The organism is Roseivirga sp. (assembly GCF_034669765.1).
Lineage (GTDB): Bacteria > Bacteroidota > Bacteroidia > Cytophagales > Cyclobacteriaceae > Roseivirga.
On the sequence record NZ_JAXMOQ010000001.1, the window covers coordinates 146,894 to 161,735 of the forward strand.

13 protein-coding genes are annotated in these 14,842 nt (G+C 40.1%); 4 read left to right on the forward strand and 9 right to left on the reverse strand.

Annotation, left to right across the window (positions count from 1 at the left end):
- Positions 1 to 581: 581 nt before the first annotated feature.
- Both VOI17_RS00735 and VOI17_RS00740 read right to left on the reverse strand, forming a co-directional pair.
- Positions 582 to 1,103: a hypothetical protein gene (locus VOI17_RS00735; RefSeq protein ID WP_323755320.1), complete on the reverse strand. Its 522-nt coding sequence runs from the start codon at positions 1,101 to 1,103 to the stop codon at positions 582 to 584.
- Between the two features lie 81 nt (positions 1,104 to 1,184).
- A complete protein-coding gene (locus VOI17_RS00740; RefSeq protein WP_323755321.1) occupies positions 1,185 to 1,682 on the reverse strand; it encodes a hypothetical protein in 498 nt (165 codons plus the stop codon).
- Positions 1,683 to 1,881: 199 nt separating this feature from the next.
- On the opposite strand from VOI17_RS00740, the gene VOI17_RS00745 reads away from it, so the two are divergent.
- Genes VOI17_RS00745 through VOI17_RS00760 form a run of 4 tightly spaced genes read left to right on the forward strand, consistent with a single transcriptional unit; the run spans position 1,882 to position 6,255 of the window.
- Positions 1,882 to 2,589, forward strand: a complete 708-nt coding sequence (locus VOI17_RS00745) for a glycosyltransferase family 2 protein (RefSeq protein WP_323755322.1) — start codon at positions 1,882 to 1,884, stop codon at positions 2,587 to 2,589.
- Entirely contained in the window at positions 2,590 to 4,077 is a 1,488-nt protein-coding gene (locus tag VOI17_RS00750; protein ID WP_323755323.1) for a cellulose synthase family protein, read from the forward strand.
- The gene (locus VOI17_RS00755; protein ID WP_323755324.1) at positions 4,070 to 5,377 is read left to right on the forward strand and encodes a hypothetical protein; all 1,308 of its coding nucleotides are present in this window, start codon (positions 4,070 to 4,072) and stop codon (positions 5,375 to 5,377) included. Before VOI17_RS00750 ends, VOI17_RS00755 begins: the two co-directional genes overlap by 8 nt.
- Before the next feature lie 26 nt (positions 5,378 to 5,403).
- On the forward strand, positions 5,404 to 6,255 hold the full coding sequence (locus tag VOI17_RS00760) for a hypothetical protein (protein ID WP_323755325.1): 852 nt from the start codon (positions 5,404 to 5,406) through the stop codon (positions 6,253 to 6,255).
- 561 nt (positions 6,256 to 6,816) lie between these two features.
- Here VOI17_RS00760 and VOI17_RS00765 read toward each other — a convergent pair.
- From VOI17_RS00765 to VOI17_RS00795, 7 genes are all read right to left on the reverse strand, one after another.
- Positions 6,817 to 7,260: a hypothetical protein gene (locus VOI17_RS00765; RefSeq protein ID WP_323755326.1), complete on the reverse strand. Its 444-nt coding sequence runs from the start codon at positions 7,258 to 7,260 to the stop codon at positions 6,817 to 6,819.
- A 533-nt stretch (positions 7,261 to 7,793) separates the two neighbouring features.
- Positions 7,794 to 7,982: a hypothetical protein gene (locus VOI17_RS00770; protein WP_323755327.1), complete on the reverse strand. Its 189-nt coding sequence runs from the start codon at positions 7,980 to 7,982 to the stop codon at positions 7,794 to 7,796.
- Between the two features lie 100 nt (positions 7,983 to 8,082).
- Positions 8,083 to 8,661, reverse strand: a complete 579-nt coding sequence (locus VOI17_RS00775; protein WP_323755328.1) for a hypothetical protein — start codon at positions 8,659 to 8,661, stop codon at positions 8,083 to 8,085.
- Between the two features lie 107 nt (positions 8,662 to 8,768).
- Complete coding sequence (locus VOI17_RS00780) at positions 8,769 to 9,824, reverse strand: hypothetical protein (RefSeq protein ID WP_323755329.1); 1,056 nt, start codon at positions 9,822 to 9,824, stop codon at positions 8,769 to 8,771.
- Between the two features lie 364 nt (positions 9,825 to 10,188).
- Positions 10,189 to 11,310, reverse strand: a complete 1,122-nt coding sequence (locus VOI17_RS00785) for a hypothetical protein (RefSeq protein WP_323755330.1) — start codon at positions 11,308 to 11,310, stop codon at positions 10,189 to 10,191.
- An 84-nt stretch (positions 11,311 to 11,394) separates the two neighbouring features.
- Positions 11,395 to 13,512 carry a methylmalonyl-CoA mutase gene (scpA, locus tag VOI17_RS00790; protein ID WP_323755331.1) on the reverse strand — a complete coding sequence of 706 codons (2,118 nt, stop codon included), beginning with the start codon at positions 13,510 to 13,512 and terminating at the stop codon, positions 11,395 to 11,397.
- Between the two features lie 9 nt (positions 13,513 to 13,521).
- Positions 13,522 to 14,658, reverse strand: coding sequence for a methylmalonyl-CoA mutase family protein (locus VOI17_RS00795; protein ID WP_323755332.1), 1,137 nt, complete (start codon positions 14,656 to 14,658; stop codon positions 13,522 to 13,524).
- Between the last annotated feature and the right edge of the window lie 184 nt (positions 14,659 to 14,842).

Here is a 14,842-nt window from a genome sequence, read left to right on the forward strand (position 1 = left end):
AATTAAACTGAATCCGATCTAAATCAGTTCCCAATTTCGTTTTTAAAAACATAATATCAAGTCATGTTCGGGCTAGATATCCTTTTCGGGTCGCTCCTACGGAGCTTACGGATTAGGGTTGGGGTATTGGCTTTTCTACAACCTGTTCGCCCCGATGGGGCTTGGATATGAGAGCCTCCTCAGTATTCATTGAAAATTATTTAATGAACTAAACTTCATAAAACCGATTCGATGAATCAGCTTATTGATTCAATAAATTTTCATTTCAATTATCCATACTCCAATAGACCCAATTGCCCTAGTCATTAAAAACAAGCCATTAGATTTAGGAAAACCATAAGTTTTAATAACCCCAGAGGGATACACCGTTTGTAGCCTTTCCGAAAAGTTCAAACACCAAGCCCCAGCGGGGCGGCCTGAATACATGGAAACAGAGAAGGAATATAAAGCCATCATTCCATCAAAAAAGCAAAGCTTTGGTTGCGTAGAGCTCTTTAGCCCAACTTGATATACGGTACAAAAAATGAGCTGCCTTAATTAAAGCAGCTCATCTTTAATGTTAAAATAGCATAACAAAAATATTAGCTCCCAGTGCTTTGTTCAATCTTGGTTATAATATTCGTGCTAGGGTTGTAACGAACAACAATAACAGCCTCACTCAGTCCAAACCTCAAAACGATAGCACCATGATGGTTTATTCGATTCGCATAAGATGTAGGAAAACTAGACTGTAATGTACTTATATTCTCACCTGGTTTAATATACACCAAATGGCCTACCTTACCGATGTAAAAATTGCTGGTAAAAATTTCAATAAGCCTTAGTTTGCTGTTTTCAAATGTGAAAGTAGCATCAGTGCCATACTTATATACGTTAACATTCACATCACTCATCTCCCAGTATTCAGTACTGGTGCTAGAATACTGACCAAAAGCCGTAACCATGTCTTGTACGGTACTGCCATAAGTTATATTATTGGTCATTGCCAACCCAGTTTTTCTAATAATTACATGGGATGGATCAATTATATCATAAGTGTTGGTCTGAGCAAATACTTGAACAGTTGATGTAAGTATGAATAAAAGAATAAATATATTTTTCATGGTTATTGAGCTTACCCCTTTAAGCTGGTCTTAAAAAAATAGCTTGGCTTCTTTTAGGCCAAGCCATTTTAAATACTGTGGTTATCCAGGGTTATGGATTATTTCTGTAATAATATTATTTGAATCATATTTGACAAGGAGAAATTCGGCTATCCCTATAAAAATATAAATCTTACCGTCTGCCCTTTCAGCGTAAGCCGTTGCGAATTTTTGCTGTAACGTGGAAGTATTCTCTCCAATTTTTATATACACCAAATGACCAACCTTGCCAATATAGAAGATGCTACTATACAAATCTATTGTACGGAGCTTTCCATCCTCAAAAGTAAAAGAAGCATCCGTCCCGTAATTGTACACATTTACCGTTTTTTCAAGCATTTCCCAATATTGGGTATTGGTACTGGTAGGCTGTCCAAAAGCCGTAATCATTTCTTGTACGGTGTTCCCATACGTGATGTTATTGGTCATGGCCAATCCCGTTTTCCGGACTATAATTTCGCTCGGCTCAATATCAATTTGAGCATAAGCCAGTGTTGAAGAGAACATCAGGCTCAATGATAATAATACTATGTTTTTCACGATTGCTTTTTTAATTGTTACTGTTGGTGGGCTCCTCTTTCTTCATAACGCGGTCAAGTGTATGAGGTTCTAATTTCGTTTTTAAAAATAGAAAGTCAAGAATTGTATTGGTCGGGTAGAGCACCTTTTGCCAAACGAATTTGATAATAAAGGAACTAATGTGTCAATCGAGGCCTTCCTCTTATTAATATTTTTAATTTTGTCCGTGAACGAACAGGTGAGGCCGAACATCAAAGTGGTAATACCCGCATACAACGAAGAGCAATCTATCGCGCATGTGATTTCAGATATACCAAAAGACTGGGTAAGTGAAATTATCGTGGTGAATAACGGTTCTACCGATAAAACAGCTGAAGTCGCTGCAAAAGCTGGCGCCACCGTACTTCATCAACCCAAAGCAGGTTATGGAAATGCCTGCTTAATGGGTATTGAATACTTAAAAGACCCCAGCAAAAGCCCTGATATTTTAGTGTTTATGGATGGCGATTATTCCGACTATCCACAACAATTACCAGAAGTCGCAGGGCCTATTGTAAAAGGGGAAGCAGATTTCGTTATTGGTTCTAGGGCTTTGGGAAATCGTGAAGGAGGTTCAATGACCTTTCCCCAAGTATTTGGCAATTGGCTGGCCACTTCGATGATGAAATGGTTTTATAAGACAAATTATACCGACCTTGGCCCTTTCCGCGCCATCGCCTTTCCTCAGTTAGTGGCGCTCGACATGAAGGACAAAACCTACGGTTGGACGGTGGAAATGCAATTGAAGGCCGCAAAGCAGAAATTACGAATAACAGAAGTGCCTGTAAACTATAAAAAGCGAATTGGGGTTAGCAAGGTGTCGGGTACTGTGAAAGGCACTGTTATGGCAGGCTACAAGATTATCTTTACCATATTTAAATACCTATAAATGTATTGGCTGGAGCTGATCATATTAACATTATACACTGGAGCGCTGTCGTTTATTTTCGTCTATAGCATTTCACAACTGAACCTTGTTTACAAGTACCGAAAGGCAAAAAGAAATAACTTACTTCCTCCAATCCCTGAAATTCCAGCTGATTATAAGCACCCTGTAGTTACTGTACAATTACCGGTTTACAACGAATTGTATGTAGTGGAAAGGCTCATCGATGCCGTGGCTTCACTCGATTGGCCTAAAGACAAACTGGAAATTCAAGTGCTGGACGATTCGGATGACGAGACCGTTGATTTGATCACTGCAAAAGTAGCCGAGTGGCGAGCCAAAGGAATTGATATCACTCAGGTAAGAAGACCTGAACGTAAAGGCTTTAAGGCGGGGGCGCTGCAATACGGAATGAAGATCGCCAAAGGGGAATTCATCGCCATTTTTGATGCTGACTTTGTTCCAGAAAAGGACTTCTTGAAAAACACTGTTCCTCATTTTGCACAAGACGAAAAAATTGGAGTAGTCCAAAGCCGTTGGGGGCACATCAATGAAAATTACTCCATGCTGACCAAACTTCAGGCCTTTGGCTTGAACACTCATTTCTTTGTGGAACAAAATGGACGTTCCAGTGGAGGTCACTTCCTTAACTTTAACGGTACCGCTGGTGTTTGGCGAAAAAGCTGCATTTCTGATGCTGGTGGCTGGAAAGCCGATACGCTGACTGAAGATTTAGACTTGAGTTACCGCGCTCAGTTGAAAGGCTGGCAAATTTTTTATGTATCGAACACTGTGGCTCCTGCGGAACTTCCTGCGGCTATGGGTGCTATTAAATCGCAGCAATACCGCTGGACAAAAGGCGCTGCTGAAACCAGCAAAAAGCTATTACCGCAAGTTTTAAGATCTAACCTTTCTTTCGGAACAAAATTTCATGCGGCTTTTCACTTATTGAATTCCGCCATTTTCATTTGTATTGTGGTCACGGCCATTTTAAGTGTGCCTGTTCTGTTTATTCGTAACCTATCTACAGGCTGGGTAACCCTGCTGAATATTTCTAGCATTTTCTTATTGGGCTATATCTTTCTGATCATCTTCTATTGGAATGGTTTTAAAGAAAAGCGCGAAAGTTTCTGGAAAACGCTAAAGGAATTTGTGCCACAGATGTTTATGCTGCTTTCTGTATTTCTAGGCTTGAGCATTCACAATGCTGTGGCCGTTTTCGAAGGTTGGATTGGAAAGAAAACCCCTTTCGTGCGTACACCAAAATTCAACATTACAAGTAAAAAAGAAGGCTGGAAAGGCAACAAATACTTTGTGAAGAAAATCAATCCGCTAACCGTGGTAGAAGGCTTGCTTTCGCTCTATTTTATGGCTGGTTTAGGCTTGGCCTTTTACTTTCAGGATTTTGCTTTACTCCCTTTTCATATTTTGCTTAGCTTAGGCTTTCTGTTGGTATTCTATTATACCGTGCAGCATACGCGAAATGCCTGAAAATAATAACCGACTCTCATTTGCCTACATTCTATATGCTCTGCTCATTCTTGTGGCGGGCTATTACTTAGATCGTGCGCTGACCATTCCCTTACTATCGTCTTTTGTATTGATGGCCATAGCCATGATTTATATTATGCGCTGCACGCAAGAGCGAGAAGCAGATTTACCCTTTTACTGGGCCATGTTGCTCAGGCTGCTTTTGCTCTTTTCCATTCCCGGTTTGTCCGATGATGTGTATCGCTTTATTTGGGATGGCCGATTGCTGACCCAAATGGTCGATCCATACAAAGAGCTCCCTACCACATATTTAGTGCAAGGCATCGAAGGCATTAATATTGGTTTATTTGCCAAGCTTAATTCCCCCGAATATTTCTCGGTGTATCCGCCTTTCAATCAGGTGTTTTTTTTTCTTTCCGCTTTGCTTAGCCCAGGCTCCGAATTCTGGTCGATAGTAGTTTTACGCGTGATTATTCTGGCCTTCGAGTTTGGTAATATTCGTTTGATCAGAAAGCTATTACGCCATTACGGTTTGCCTGAAAGGTATGGTCTTTTCTATGCGCTTAACCCTATGGTAGTCCTAGAGCTAACCGGCAATCTGCATTTCGAAGCCATCATGATTTTCTTCCTGCTTCTAGCGATTTGGAGTTACGAACAGGAGAAGCTTCATCAGTCGGCCATTTGGTTTGGACTCTCGGTGGCTACAAAGTTTTTGCCGCTGATTTTCCTTCCGCTACTGATCCGGAAAATCGGTTTTAAGAAAACAATGATCTACGGCCTTATTGTGGCTGGAGTACTTATAATTTCTTTCCTGCCATTGATCAACACCGCTCATATTTGGGCGATAAAAGACAGTTTAGAGCTTTATTTCCAGAAATTCGAATTCAATGGCAGCATCTATTATTTAGCCCGTTGGTATGGTTTTGAAACCGAGGGACACAACATTATTGCGCAATCGGGGAAATGGATGATGGCGGCTACTTTTATTGGCATTGTGCTGTATTCACTTTTGCCGTCAAAAAAAGAACTGCCTGTACGAATGCTCTGGGTTTGGACGATCTATTTGCTCTTCGCTACCACGGTTCATCCATGGTATGCCATTCCTTTACTGGCCATTAGTGTGTTTACCGAAAAGCGATTCGCCTTTTTATGGACACTGCTCATTTTCTTTACCTATGCCAACTATCTTAGCGGTAATTATTTTGAATGGATTGAAGTCGTAATCATCGAATACAGTCTGGTGGCAATTTTTGCCTTTTACGAAGCCACAGGCCGCTCATTGCAAAGGTGGTTTTTTTGATGCTAATGATTACTAAATTGGCGTCAATGTTCAGGCACCTTTCCCTCATTTGCGTTTTTCTTATGCTTAGTTTCTTGGCCAAAGGTCAAGAGGGTTTTAGGGTGATTCTATCTTCTGGAAAAAACTACAAAAAGACGGAAAAGGGCTTTTTTGAGTTGAAAAACGGAACGCCACTCAACAAAAAAGATCGAATCGAAGTGCTGCCCAACGGCTTGGTTATTTTGATGGATAGCGAAGGGCGGTTATTAGAAATTGAACTGGAGGGCCAGTATGATATGGCCACGCTTGATCTTAAAGAACTCTATCCTCCTTCAGAATTAATTTATACCGAGTGGGAAAATTTTTATAACCCAAAACGAAATTTAGAAGATTGGGCACCCAACCATTACGTAAAAGAACCATCCAGTTTTGTTGACCTCCACCTTAATTTTCCTTCTTCTACTGAAGTTTATGGAAGGTATATCCAACTGGACTGGGCTGACATTCACGATGAATATCAAGTACGATTTTGGAGCGAATACGATAAGATTTTTGAAACGCATGATGTCGATTCCACTCATTTCAACATTGACCTTTTGAGTGGTAGCTTAGCATTTAAAGACATCTTTGGGGTGGAAGTATTTGCTAAGAATAGTAAAAGATCGACAGGCGTATATTTTCTAGATAAGCTCTCTCCACCCGATAAAGAATTACTCGATCAAGCCTTCCGTACTTTCCCAAAAGAAGGCACTATGCTGACCGATTTGACCAAGGCCATAATGCTTGAAAATAGGGGTTTATTTGCCGATGCCGCCACAGCCTATAAAGTGCTCATCGCCAAATATGGCAACCGTATGATTCCTTTCTATCAGTCCTATTTAGATCGGTTTGGGTTTTAACCTATTTCAGGGCCAGACAGGTGCTTTCGTTAATTTATACAGGTCTGACCTTCGGTACCGAACCTCTTTTAAAGTCGGACGGCACGTCAGACTTGTGTGCTGGTAATGAACTACGACTACTTCTGCGAAAAACTTGAGGCTTTTAGTATTATCAAATCAGGTCTGACCTTCGGTGCCGACCTGAGAGTGGCTCTTATGTAATCGGTCGGTACCGAAGGTCAGACCGTACCCTAAAAGAAGATTGAGATTGCTTAACGTATTCTATAATTCATAGATGAAATTCTCTATGGAGAATTAATTCACCGAAAGCTCCGAAACATCGCACTACGCAAATTCAATGATTTCCTTATCTCGCTTGTCCATTTCTTTAAACTATAGCTCACTCAAATAATGTTTATAGATCAAGACAGGAAGGTTTTAAGCTTGAAATGTTTTTCAGATGAGCTACAACGTCCAACTATCATCCCTGAGCTGGACTTTTCAAATTTCTACTAAAGTATCCGATTGCACTGGCCTTTGCAAATGCCTCAGGTTGCTCATGGATAGTGTTTGTTAGATGCTCTAAATGTTGTTTATCTGATCGATTTTTGTGTTAATTCCGTTGAAATATTCAGCATAAGTTGATAAATCTGAGTCAATCCAAGAAAGCATTTCAAATATTTCATCGCGTATATCTTCAGCCTGACTAAAGTCGATGTTCGGGCCGTTGAAGCAAATAGGTTCATTGTGATATACACGATTTCTAAATTCTCTTATCCTATTTAATTTCTGAGAGATGACGCTTCTATTTACGTTATTAGGTTTGTTCGGAAAGCAATGGATTATAACTCCTCCAATTAATCTGTAATGATGAGTTTCGAATAATGATGTCCAAAACCCAAATGATTGTTCAGATATGACCTTCCCAGAAGAAATAGCACCTCCTTTTCTTCTTATCGTTCTTTCGGCCTTTTCCACGGAATTTTTCAAAAAGAATTTTGAGTGCCTTAGTGAATTATCGTTCATAAACCCGTGTTTTTCCGAAACTATCCAATTAGGGTTGGCAAAATGCGAAGTGATTTGGTAATTCACGGTATTCCGTATGAAAATTTCGAAAAGGTTGAGGATTGGATAAAAAGCTTGACTTACTCTGAGATTAATTCTGTAAAGTTGTTGAGCCTTAGATTTGGAATTCCCAGCGGCTATCAAAAACCTCTGGATTCTTGGTTGCGAGATAAAATATTCAAGTTTGCTGTATTCCAAATTTTAGAGAATTAAGTAACAAAATGTAAATATAGGTCGTATATTTACATCGTAATGCTTGATCAAGCCTCTTCCTTTGGAACGTAATCAAGTTTAAGAAATCAGCCTCTGAGAAATCAGGGGCTTTTTTATTGCGCTTCTACGACTGCATCTAACGCCAGCGTATATGATGTGGCGCTGATCAAATATATAAATAATCAAAATCATTCAGCGCCATAGCATATACGCATTGTTAGCGGCTGGCATTTTTGCCTTACAGCCCTTTTTTATACCCACATAAGTTCAAGTTAATATGTTTAACCAGTCCAATTGATTTTTTCCAGAAGAGTTAAAATGCCTAATAGAATTAATGCCAAAGCTCCTCCAATTCCCTTTATTAAGTCATAACCACTTAATCCACTTTTATCTTTTATAAAGCTTTTGACGCTGTAGAGTATCCAGCTAAAACCAATTATAATGAAAAGTACCCCTAAAAAATTATTCATTTTCTTCTCTACTATTGTTCCTTTTCTTGATGGCTTTTATTGCTGGCTAATGGTTTTTATTAACTAGGTTTCCAATTCCCTTATTCTTATGTGTCCATTGTTAGCGGCTGGCATTTTCTACTCTGCCTATTTTTTTGTGTCTCCATAATGCAAATACATTACAATCCGCGTGATGTTCTTCTGGATTGTTTGCAAATAGTCGGTCACGTATGTCGTATGCTTTTTCAAAAGTGTCTATTAGACCGTATTGGTTTAAGTCAGACGGTAGAAATGTCTCATCAAAACCACCACAATTTGAAAGCGCACTTGTCGAGTAATCCTTGTCAAGCAAATCGTAGCCAACAAATTCAAAGTCCAAAATTTCTATTTTATCACACTTCTCAGTCGGTTCTTTAACAACTGTTAAAAGATTGAATCGTTCTTTATCTTTTATTTTTTTAATTACGTATTCCAACGAGTTAAAGAGTCCAGTTTCATAAAGGTTGTCCACGATAATGAAGTCCCAGTCTCCATTTTCTCCCCTGTCCGGCTCAAAGATCAATTCATTAAGCATTCCGTCTAATGACACTAACTCAGTCAAATGAGTCAGCTTACTAAACTCTATGTACTTTGTCCACGATAACCCATTGTCATCAAATTCCTTGTCGTAGTTTTCTGTCGCAGTGTACCAAAAGTCCATTTAATAATTTACTCTACTGTTGATCAAAAATGCTTGCCGCTAACGGTTCCGCTATGAAACGTGTCCCGAAGGGCATGTTTTTATAGCGATTGTTGTGAGCAGTGATTTTAATTTCTTGTTGTTGTTTCATTAAGTGAAATCAAATCATCTAATATGCGTAAAGATTCTACTTGTAGGCCTTTATATTCTTTATGGGATAAATAGGACTCACTTACATGAAGTTCCCTATTTATTATTTTTAAAATTTCTCTGATTCCGTGTCCCATAGCTCTTTGTAGGATACGCTGGTCTTCTAATGACCTTGTTAGCAAGTAAGGTGAAGAAAGCCTTTTCTTTTCTGGTAAGTCTAAATTGGAAGCTAGTTCTCTTAGCTGTTCTTCAATTTTAATTCTAATTAGTAAGAGATTTGACTTGGTGTCGTGTCCTTCAATCTTTAGTCTATGAGCTAATGACCGAATTTCCTTTTTCTCAGAAATCTCAGAAAGTTGAATTCCAATTTGACCAGTTGGTGTAATTGACAGAGTTATTTCCTTTAATCTCTTAGCTACGCTAATTATTGAAATCACACTAGTTAGTATCGCTAGAATAACTGCTAGAATTTCAACCAATTTCATTTCTATTTGAACTTTCTCATCGTTAGATGCAAGTTCAAGCTTGGGTTCAGAAATTCCAATAATCCGGGCATTTACTGTTAATGGAATATTCGGTTTTTGCGAGTCAATTATAAATGCTAAAAATGTGAATCTATCATTAGGGTTTAATAAAAGGGGTTTTAGGAAATAAATCGAATCCGAAACATTTGAAATAATTGGGTTGAGGTTTTTAGGTGAGGACTCAATGGAACTAAGTGGGATCTGGGTATTGGATTGAAACTCAAATGACAGTGGTGATGAGAAGTCGTCTGCTTTAATCGGTTTATTACCAGTGTTTGTAACAGAAATTTGTAAAACTTCCAATGCATTGATTGGGTTGCTTTTATAGAAAACCTTTATGTCTTTGGAATACTTTTCATTTAGTTCAATGACAGAGGTCCGTGAATTAATTGTGACTTCAATCTCCTTGGTTTCTCTCTGAAAATAATAGTAGATGAAAAACGGAGGAATAATGGCGAGTGCTATTATTAACCAATTATTTGAAATAAACTTGACTAGTTTTTGTTTCATGCACTTATTTTTTCATTGCTCACAACGTTAGCTATCGATCACAAACGTGGCGTATAGCAATATATAATTGTTACAAAGTGAGCGTTAGCACCCCAATATGGTGTGCTATACGCACCTTTTAACAAGCAATAAGTTTAGTGAAATTAACTGATAGAACAGCAATATTTGTTGTCTATTTAGCATTTAAAAATCCACGAAGCTGCAGTTAGGCAACCTTATAAAACGCTAAATCCTTTGTGGTTATTCATCCGCAAATTTGCTTCTCTTAGGCGCTTACGCTCCGATAATCGTGAGCTGATTCGCAACGCTTGCGCCAGAGCTTTCTCGGGTGGGAGGTACAGTTCGAGCAAAAAAGTAGCAGCTACTAAACAGCAAGCTCGTAAGTGATGTGCTTTTTCCCTGGCACTGCGCCTAATGCTTTATGAATAGCAATCATTTTATCATTGAAATCGCCTACCCAAGAGAGTTCGCCTTCTACATAATGACTTTTCATGGCGCCTTCAAAGCATTTGTAAACCAAGACGGATTCTAACCCAGTATTTTGGAATTTTGGGTGTGTACCCATCGCCCAAACCCTGAGTCTAGTGATTGTCTTTTTCCTCTTCAACATTACAAATCGCAGCTTGTTCCAAAGGTTGATTTTACCCTTAAAGTGCTTTAGGATTTGATTTACATCGGGAAGCACCAAAACGAAACTAGCGGGTTGCCCATCAACATAAGCAAACCAAATATAGTTGGGGTCGTAGAATGGCTTTACTTTCTTGAAAGTCTCTTTTACGTACTCCTTTTTAATGGGTGTGAAGTTCTCGTGATGTGCCCAAGCCGCATTATAAATTTCCATGAAATCTTCGGCACATTCATCAAACCTATTGGCATCCAGTGGCCTTAAAGTAAGGTTGGGCTTTTTTGTAATTGCATACTCTGCAATTTTCACAAAGCGCTCTGGCAAACCATCCGTTATGTTGAGGTGATTCGTCAGTTGCTCCATCTTCTTTTTGAAACCATAGGCTTCGAAAAAATCACGGTAATGAGGTGGGTTATACACCATGCCGTTCGATGGGTGCGTAAAGCCTTCCACCAAAAGGCCCCAGAAAGAATCATTCTCGCCAAAATTAATCGGCCCTTGAATCGTATTCACCTTTCGTTCAACCAACCATTTCTTGGCGGTATCAAAAATCTCAAAGGCTATGGATTTATCATTAATGGACTCAAAAAAGCCAATGCCACCAATACGTTGATCGCCAAAATTGGCTTTGTTTTCATTAATAAAAGCGGCAATTCTACCAATCAGATTCCCTTGATCGTCTTTGAATACCCAACGTGCGGCTTCTCCATTTTGAAAGAAGACATTTTCTTTCGGATCAAAAATATTGTTGATTTCTTGATCCAAAGGACATACCCATACAGGATCATTCTTATAAATGACTCTGGCGGTATCCAGAAAATCCTTACTATTCTTTTTGTTCTTAACCTCGATGATTTGCATTGACCTAAGCTTATCCCTGATTGTTACAAAGAAATCTGATATTTAGTTCTGGTTAAAATCTTTAATCCTTTTTTTTCCAACAGCTTATTCTTCCATCAACTTCAGAAGAATTTCCTGAGCCGCTTTTGCAATTACTGTCCCTGGACCAAAAATGGCCGCAGCTCCAGCTTCTCTCAGAAAATCGTAATCGGCTGGAGGAATTACACCACCTGCAATGACCATAATATCTTCACGGCCTAGACGCTTTAATTCGGCAATAAGTTGTGGAATTAAGGTTTTATGTCCTGCAGCCAAGCTGGAAGCGCCAATCATATGCACATCGTTTTCGGCTGCTTGTAATGCCGTCTCTTCTGGGGTTTGAAAAAGTGGCCCTATGTCCACATCAAAACCTAAATCCGCAAAGCTGGTTGCGATTACTTTAGCACCACGGTCGTGGCCATCTTGCCCCATTTTCGCCACCATAATTCGTGGTCTTCGACCGTCCATTTCGGCAAACTTATCGGCCAGCTCTCTGGCCTTTTTAAAGTCTTCGTTGTCTTTCACTTCGTTTGAATATACACCAGAAATTGATCTGATCACAGCTTTGTGTCTTCCAAAAACATTTTCCAATGCGGTAGAAATCTCACCCAAAGAAGCCCTTAGCCTAGCGGCATCCACCGCCAGTTCGAGCAAATTACCTTCGCCAGAACGAGCGGCATCTTCTAATGCTTTCAAGCTTGCTTCCACTTTTGCAGTATCTCTGTTGGCTTTCAAAAAGGCCAGTCTTTCCAATTGTGATTTCCTTACCGAAGCATTGTCAACTTCCAGCAAATCGAAATCTAAGGCCTCGTCCACTTTGTATTGGTTTACACCTACAATAATGTCTTTTCCAGAATCAATTCGGGCCTGTTTACGGGCAGCGGCTTCTTCAATTTTCATCTTCGGAAGGCCCTGCTCAATAGCTTTGGCCATTCCGCCTAGCTCCTCCACTTCTTCAATCAGCTCCCAAGCCTTTTTTACCAACTCTTCGGTAAGGTATTCCACATAATAAGAACCTCCCCATGGATCAACCACGTTGGTAATGTCGGTTTCTTGCTGTAGGTAGATTTGTGTGTTTCTGGCAATTTTGGCCGAGAAGTCAGTAGGCAGGGCAATGGCCTCGTCTAAGGCGTTGGTGTGTAGTGATTGCGTATGACCAAGCACGGCAGCCATGGCTTCCACACAAGTTCTAGTAACGTTATTGAAGGGGTCTTGTGCCGCTAAACTCCAGCCGGAAGTTTGGCTGTGCGTTCTTAGCGCCATCGACTTTTCGTTCTTTGGATTGAACTGTTTTACGATTTTAGACCAAAGCAAACGACCCGCACGCATTTTGGCAATTTCCATAAAGTGGTTCATGCCAATTCCCCAGAAAAAAGAAAGGCGTGGGGCGAAGGTATCAATGTCCATGCCCGCGTTAATACCTGTGCGGATGTATTCCAAACCATCAGCCAAAGTATAAGCCAATTCAATATGCGCTGGTGCACCGGCTTCGTGCATGTGGTAGCCCGATATACTAATAGAGTTAAATCGGGGCATGTTGTTGGACGAATACTCGAAAATATCGCCAATGATTTTCATGGAAGGCAAGGGCGGATAGATATAAGTATTCCGCACCATAAATTCTTTCAGAATGTCATTCTGAATGGTTCCACTCAGTTCTTCTTTCGCTACACCTTGTTCTTCTGCTGCCGCAATGTAGAATGCCATAATGGGCAAAACCGCACCATTCATGGTCATCGAAACCGACATTTTATCGAGCGGAATTTGATCGAAAAGCAGCTTCATGTCCAAGATGGAATCAATGGCTACACCTGCTTTACCCACATCGCCCACCACGCGTGGATGATCGGAATCATAACCTCTGTGGGTGGCTAAATCAAAAGCAACGGACAATCCTTTTTGCCCTGCGGCTAAATTTCTTCGGTAAAAAGCATTTGATTCTTCGGCCGTAGAAAAACCCGCATATTGGCGGATCGTCCAAGGGCGTTGAGTGTACATTGAAGCATAGGGCCCGCGTAGGTAAGGAGGTATTCCTGCCTCAAACTTTAAATGCTCGGCATCTTTAATTTCGGAAAAGGAGATCGTTGAAGGCACTTCAATTCCTTCTGCAGTAGTCCAATTTTCAGCAGCCTTAGTTGGTGTACTTTCAGCCGAGATGTTGAGTGGTTTTAATGTCGGTCTCATAATTTCGGTTTAAAGGGCTAAAGCGTTAATGTCATTTTCAGAAAGGTTTTTCAACCCTCCTTTTGCTTCTATTTGTTGAAGAGTCGCCCAGGTTTTCTCCACCAATTGGGCGGTCAGTGATTCTATATAATAGGATCCAGCAGAGGGATCGAGGGTCTTGTCCAAATACGATTCGTCTTTAAGAATTGTAGAAATGTTTCTAGCAATGCGCTCGCCTTGGGCTGGGTTTTTCGGGAACAAATGATGGAAAGGTTGAATGATCACAGCGTTTGTTCCTCCGATAATGGCGGTCATGGCTTCCGTTGTTGCGCGAAGCAAGTAATTATACTCATCCTTGGTGGGTTCATTCCATTGGCCAGAACTTGAAGCGATTTGAATGTCATTCAATGCTAATTCAAAACCATATGAATTGGCCAGCTGTCCAACCAAAATGCGCAATGCACGATGACGGGTGATCTCCAAAAAATAGGATTCACCTACATTGAGGTTAAACTGTATTCGCTTAAACCAAGCCTGAACCTCTTCAATTGTGGTCGTACTGGCATCCACAAGATCGATGGTTTTGGCAAGAAGAACAGCCAAGCCTAGATTGACATTGTCGTTTTTCTCTTCTGAAATGAAAAACCTGAAATTGGGCAGTTTACTTAAAAAAGACTCCTCATGGGAACGGAGAAAGCCCCTGACCTCCTTTTCATCAATTCCCTTTGCTTTAACATAAGCTTCATAGGCACTTACCAATGATTGGGCTTCCTGTTCTATTTTAAAACTTACATGGCAATAATGGATCAGTATATCTTTGAGGAGCAAATCAAAGTTTGGAACTGTTTTCAGCTGAAATAAGATTCCTGTAGCACCACTATTCAAGGCCAAAAGTGCCTTTTCATTGGCCTCTTTTTCTGAACTCACTTCAATCACTTGGTAGTTGACCCAATTTCTTATCCCAAAAGCTTCAGACTGATGATTGGGAATTTGTAATTGTGGTAAAGGACTTGGTAAATCTTCTTGGGTATAAAAAGGTTTTCCTTCTGCCCCTGCAATTTCCCAATTGAGTTCTTCAATAGGTTTGCCCTTCAGTTCTTTAATGATTTGGTTCTGCCAAGCCGTGGATGCTGGCTTTTTAAAGTCATCGAAAAGTCTTTGCTCCATACTCCATCAATTTATTGACACGAAAATAAGGGATTTCAAATCGCCATGCTGATTTAAAGTGAAATTCGCCTTTATAAACTGAATTTTGAACATCCATGTGCCATTTAACAGGTAATGAGGCATATAGCTGAGGCAGCGAGTTTTAGCAGCGAAATTATTTTCGCCTCTCTTGCGAATTCGCCTT

Bases quoted from the DNA above. Each gene is read 5' to 3' on its own strand.
- VOI17_RS00735 (WP_323755320.1), bottom strand. From the start codon at position 1,103: ATGAAAAATATATTTATTCTTTTATTCATACTTACATCAACTGTTCAA.
- VOI17_RS00750 (WP_323755323.1), top strand. From the start codon at position 2,590: ATGTATTGGCTGGAGCTGATCATATTAACATTATACACTGGAGCGCTG.
- VOI17_RS00755 (WP_323755324.1), top strand. From the start codon at position 4,070: ATGCCTGAAAATAATAACCGACTCTCATTTGCCTACATTCTATATGCT.
- VOI17_RS00760 (WP_323755325.1), top strand. From the start codon at position 5,404: ATGTTCAGGCACCTTTCCCTCATTTGCGTTTTTCTTATGCTTAGTTTC.
- VOI17_RS00765 (WP_323755326.1), bottom strand. From the start codon at position 7,260: ATGAACGATAATTCACTAAGGCACTCAAAATTCTTTTTGAAAAATTCC.
- VOI17_RS00770 (WP_323755327.1), bottom strand. From the start codon at position 7,982: ATGAATAATTTTTTAGGGGTACTTTTCATTATAATTGGTTTTAGCTGG.
- VOI17_RS00775 (WP_323755328.1), bottom strand. From the start codon at position 8,661: ATGGACTTTTGGTACACTGCGACAGAAAACTACGACAAGGAATTTGAT.
- VOI17_RS00780 (WP_323755329.1), bottom strand. From the start codon at position 9,824: ATGAAACAAAAACTAGTCAAGTTTATTTCAAATAATTGGTTAATAATA.
- VOI17_RS00785 (WP_323755330.1), bottom strand. From the start codon at position 11,310: ATGCAAATCATCGAGGTTAAGAACAAAAAGAATAGTAAGGATTTTCTG.
- scpA (WP_323755331.1), bottom strand. From the start codon at position 13,512: ATGAGACCGACATTAAAACCACTCAACATCTCGGCTGAAAGTACACCA.
- VOI17_RS00795 (WP_323755332.1), bottom strand. From the start codon at position 14,658: ATGGAGCAAAGACTTTTCGATGACTTTAAAAAGCCAGCATCCACGGCT.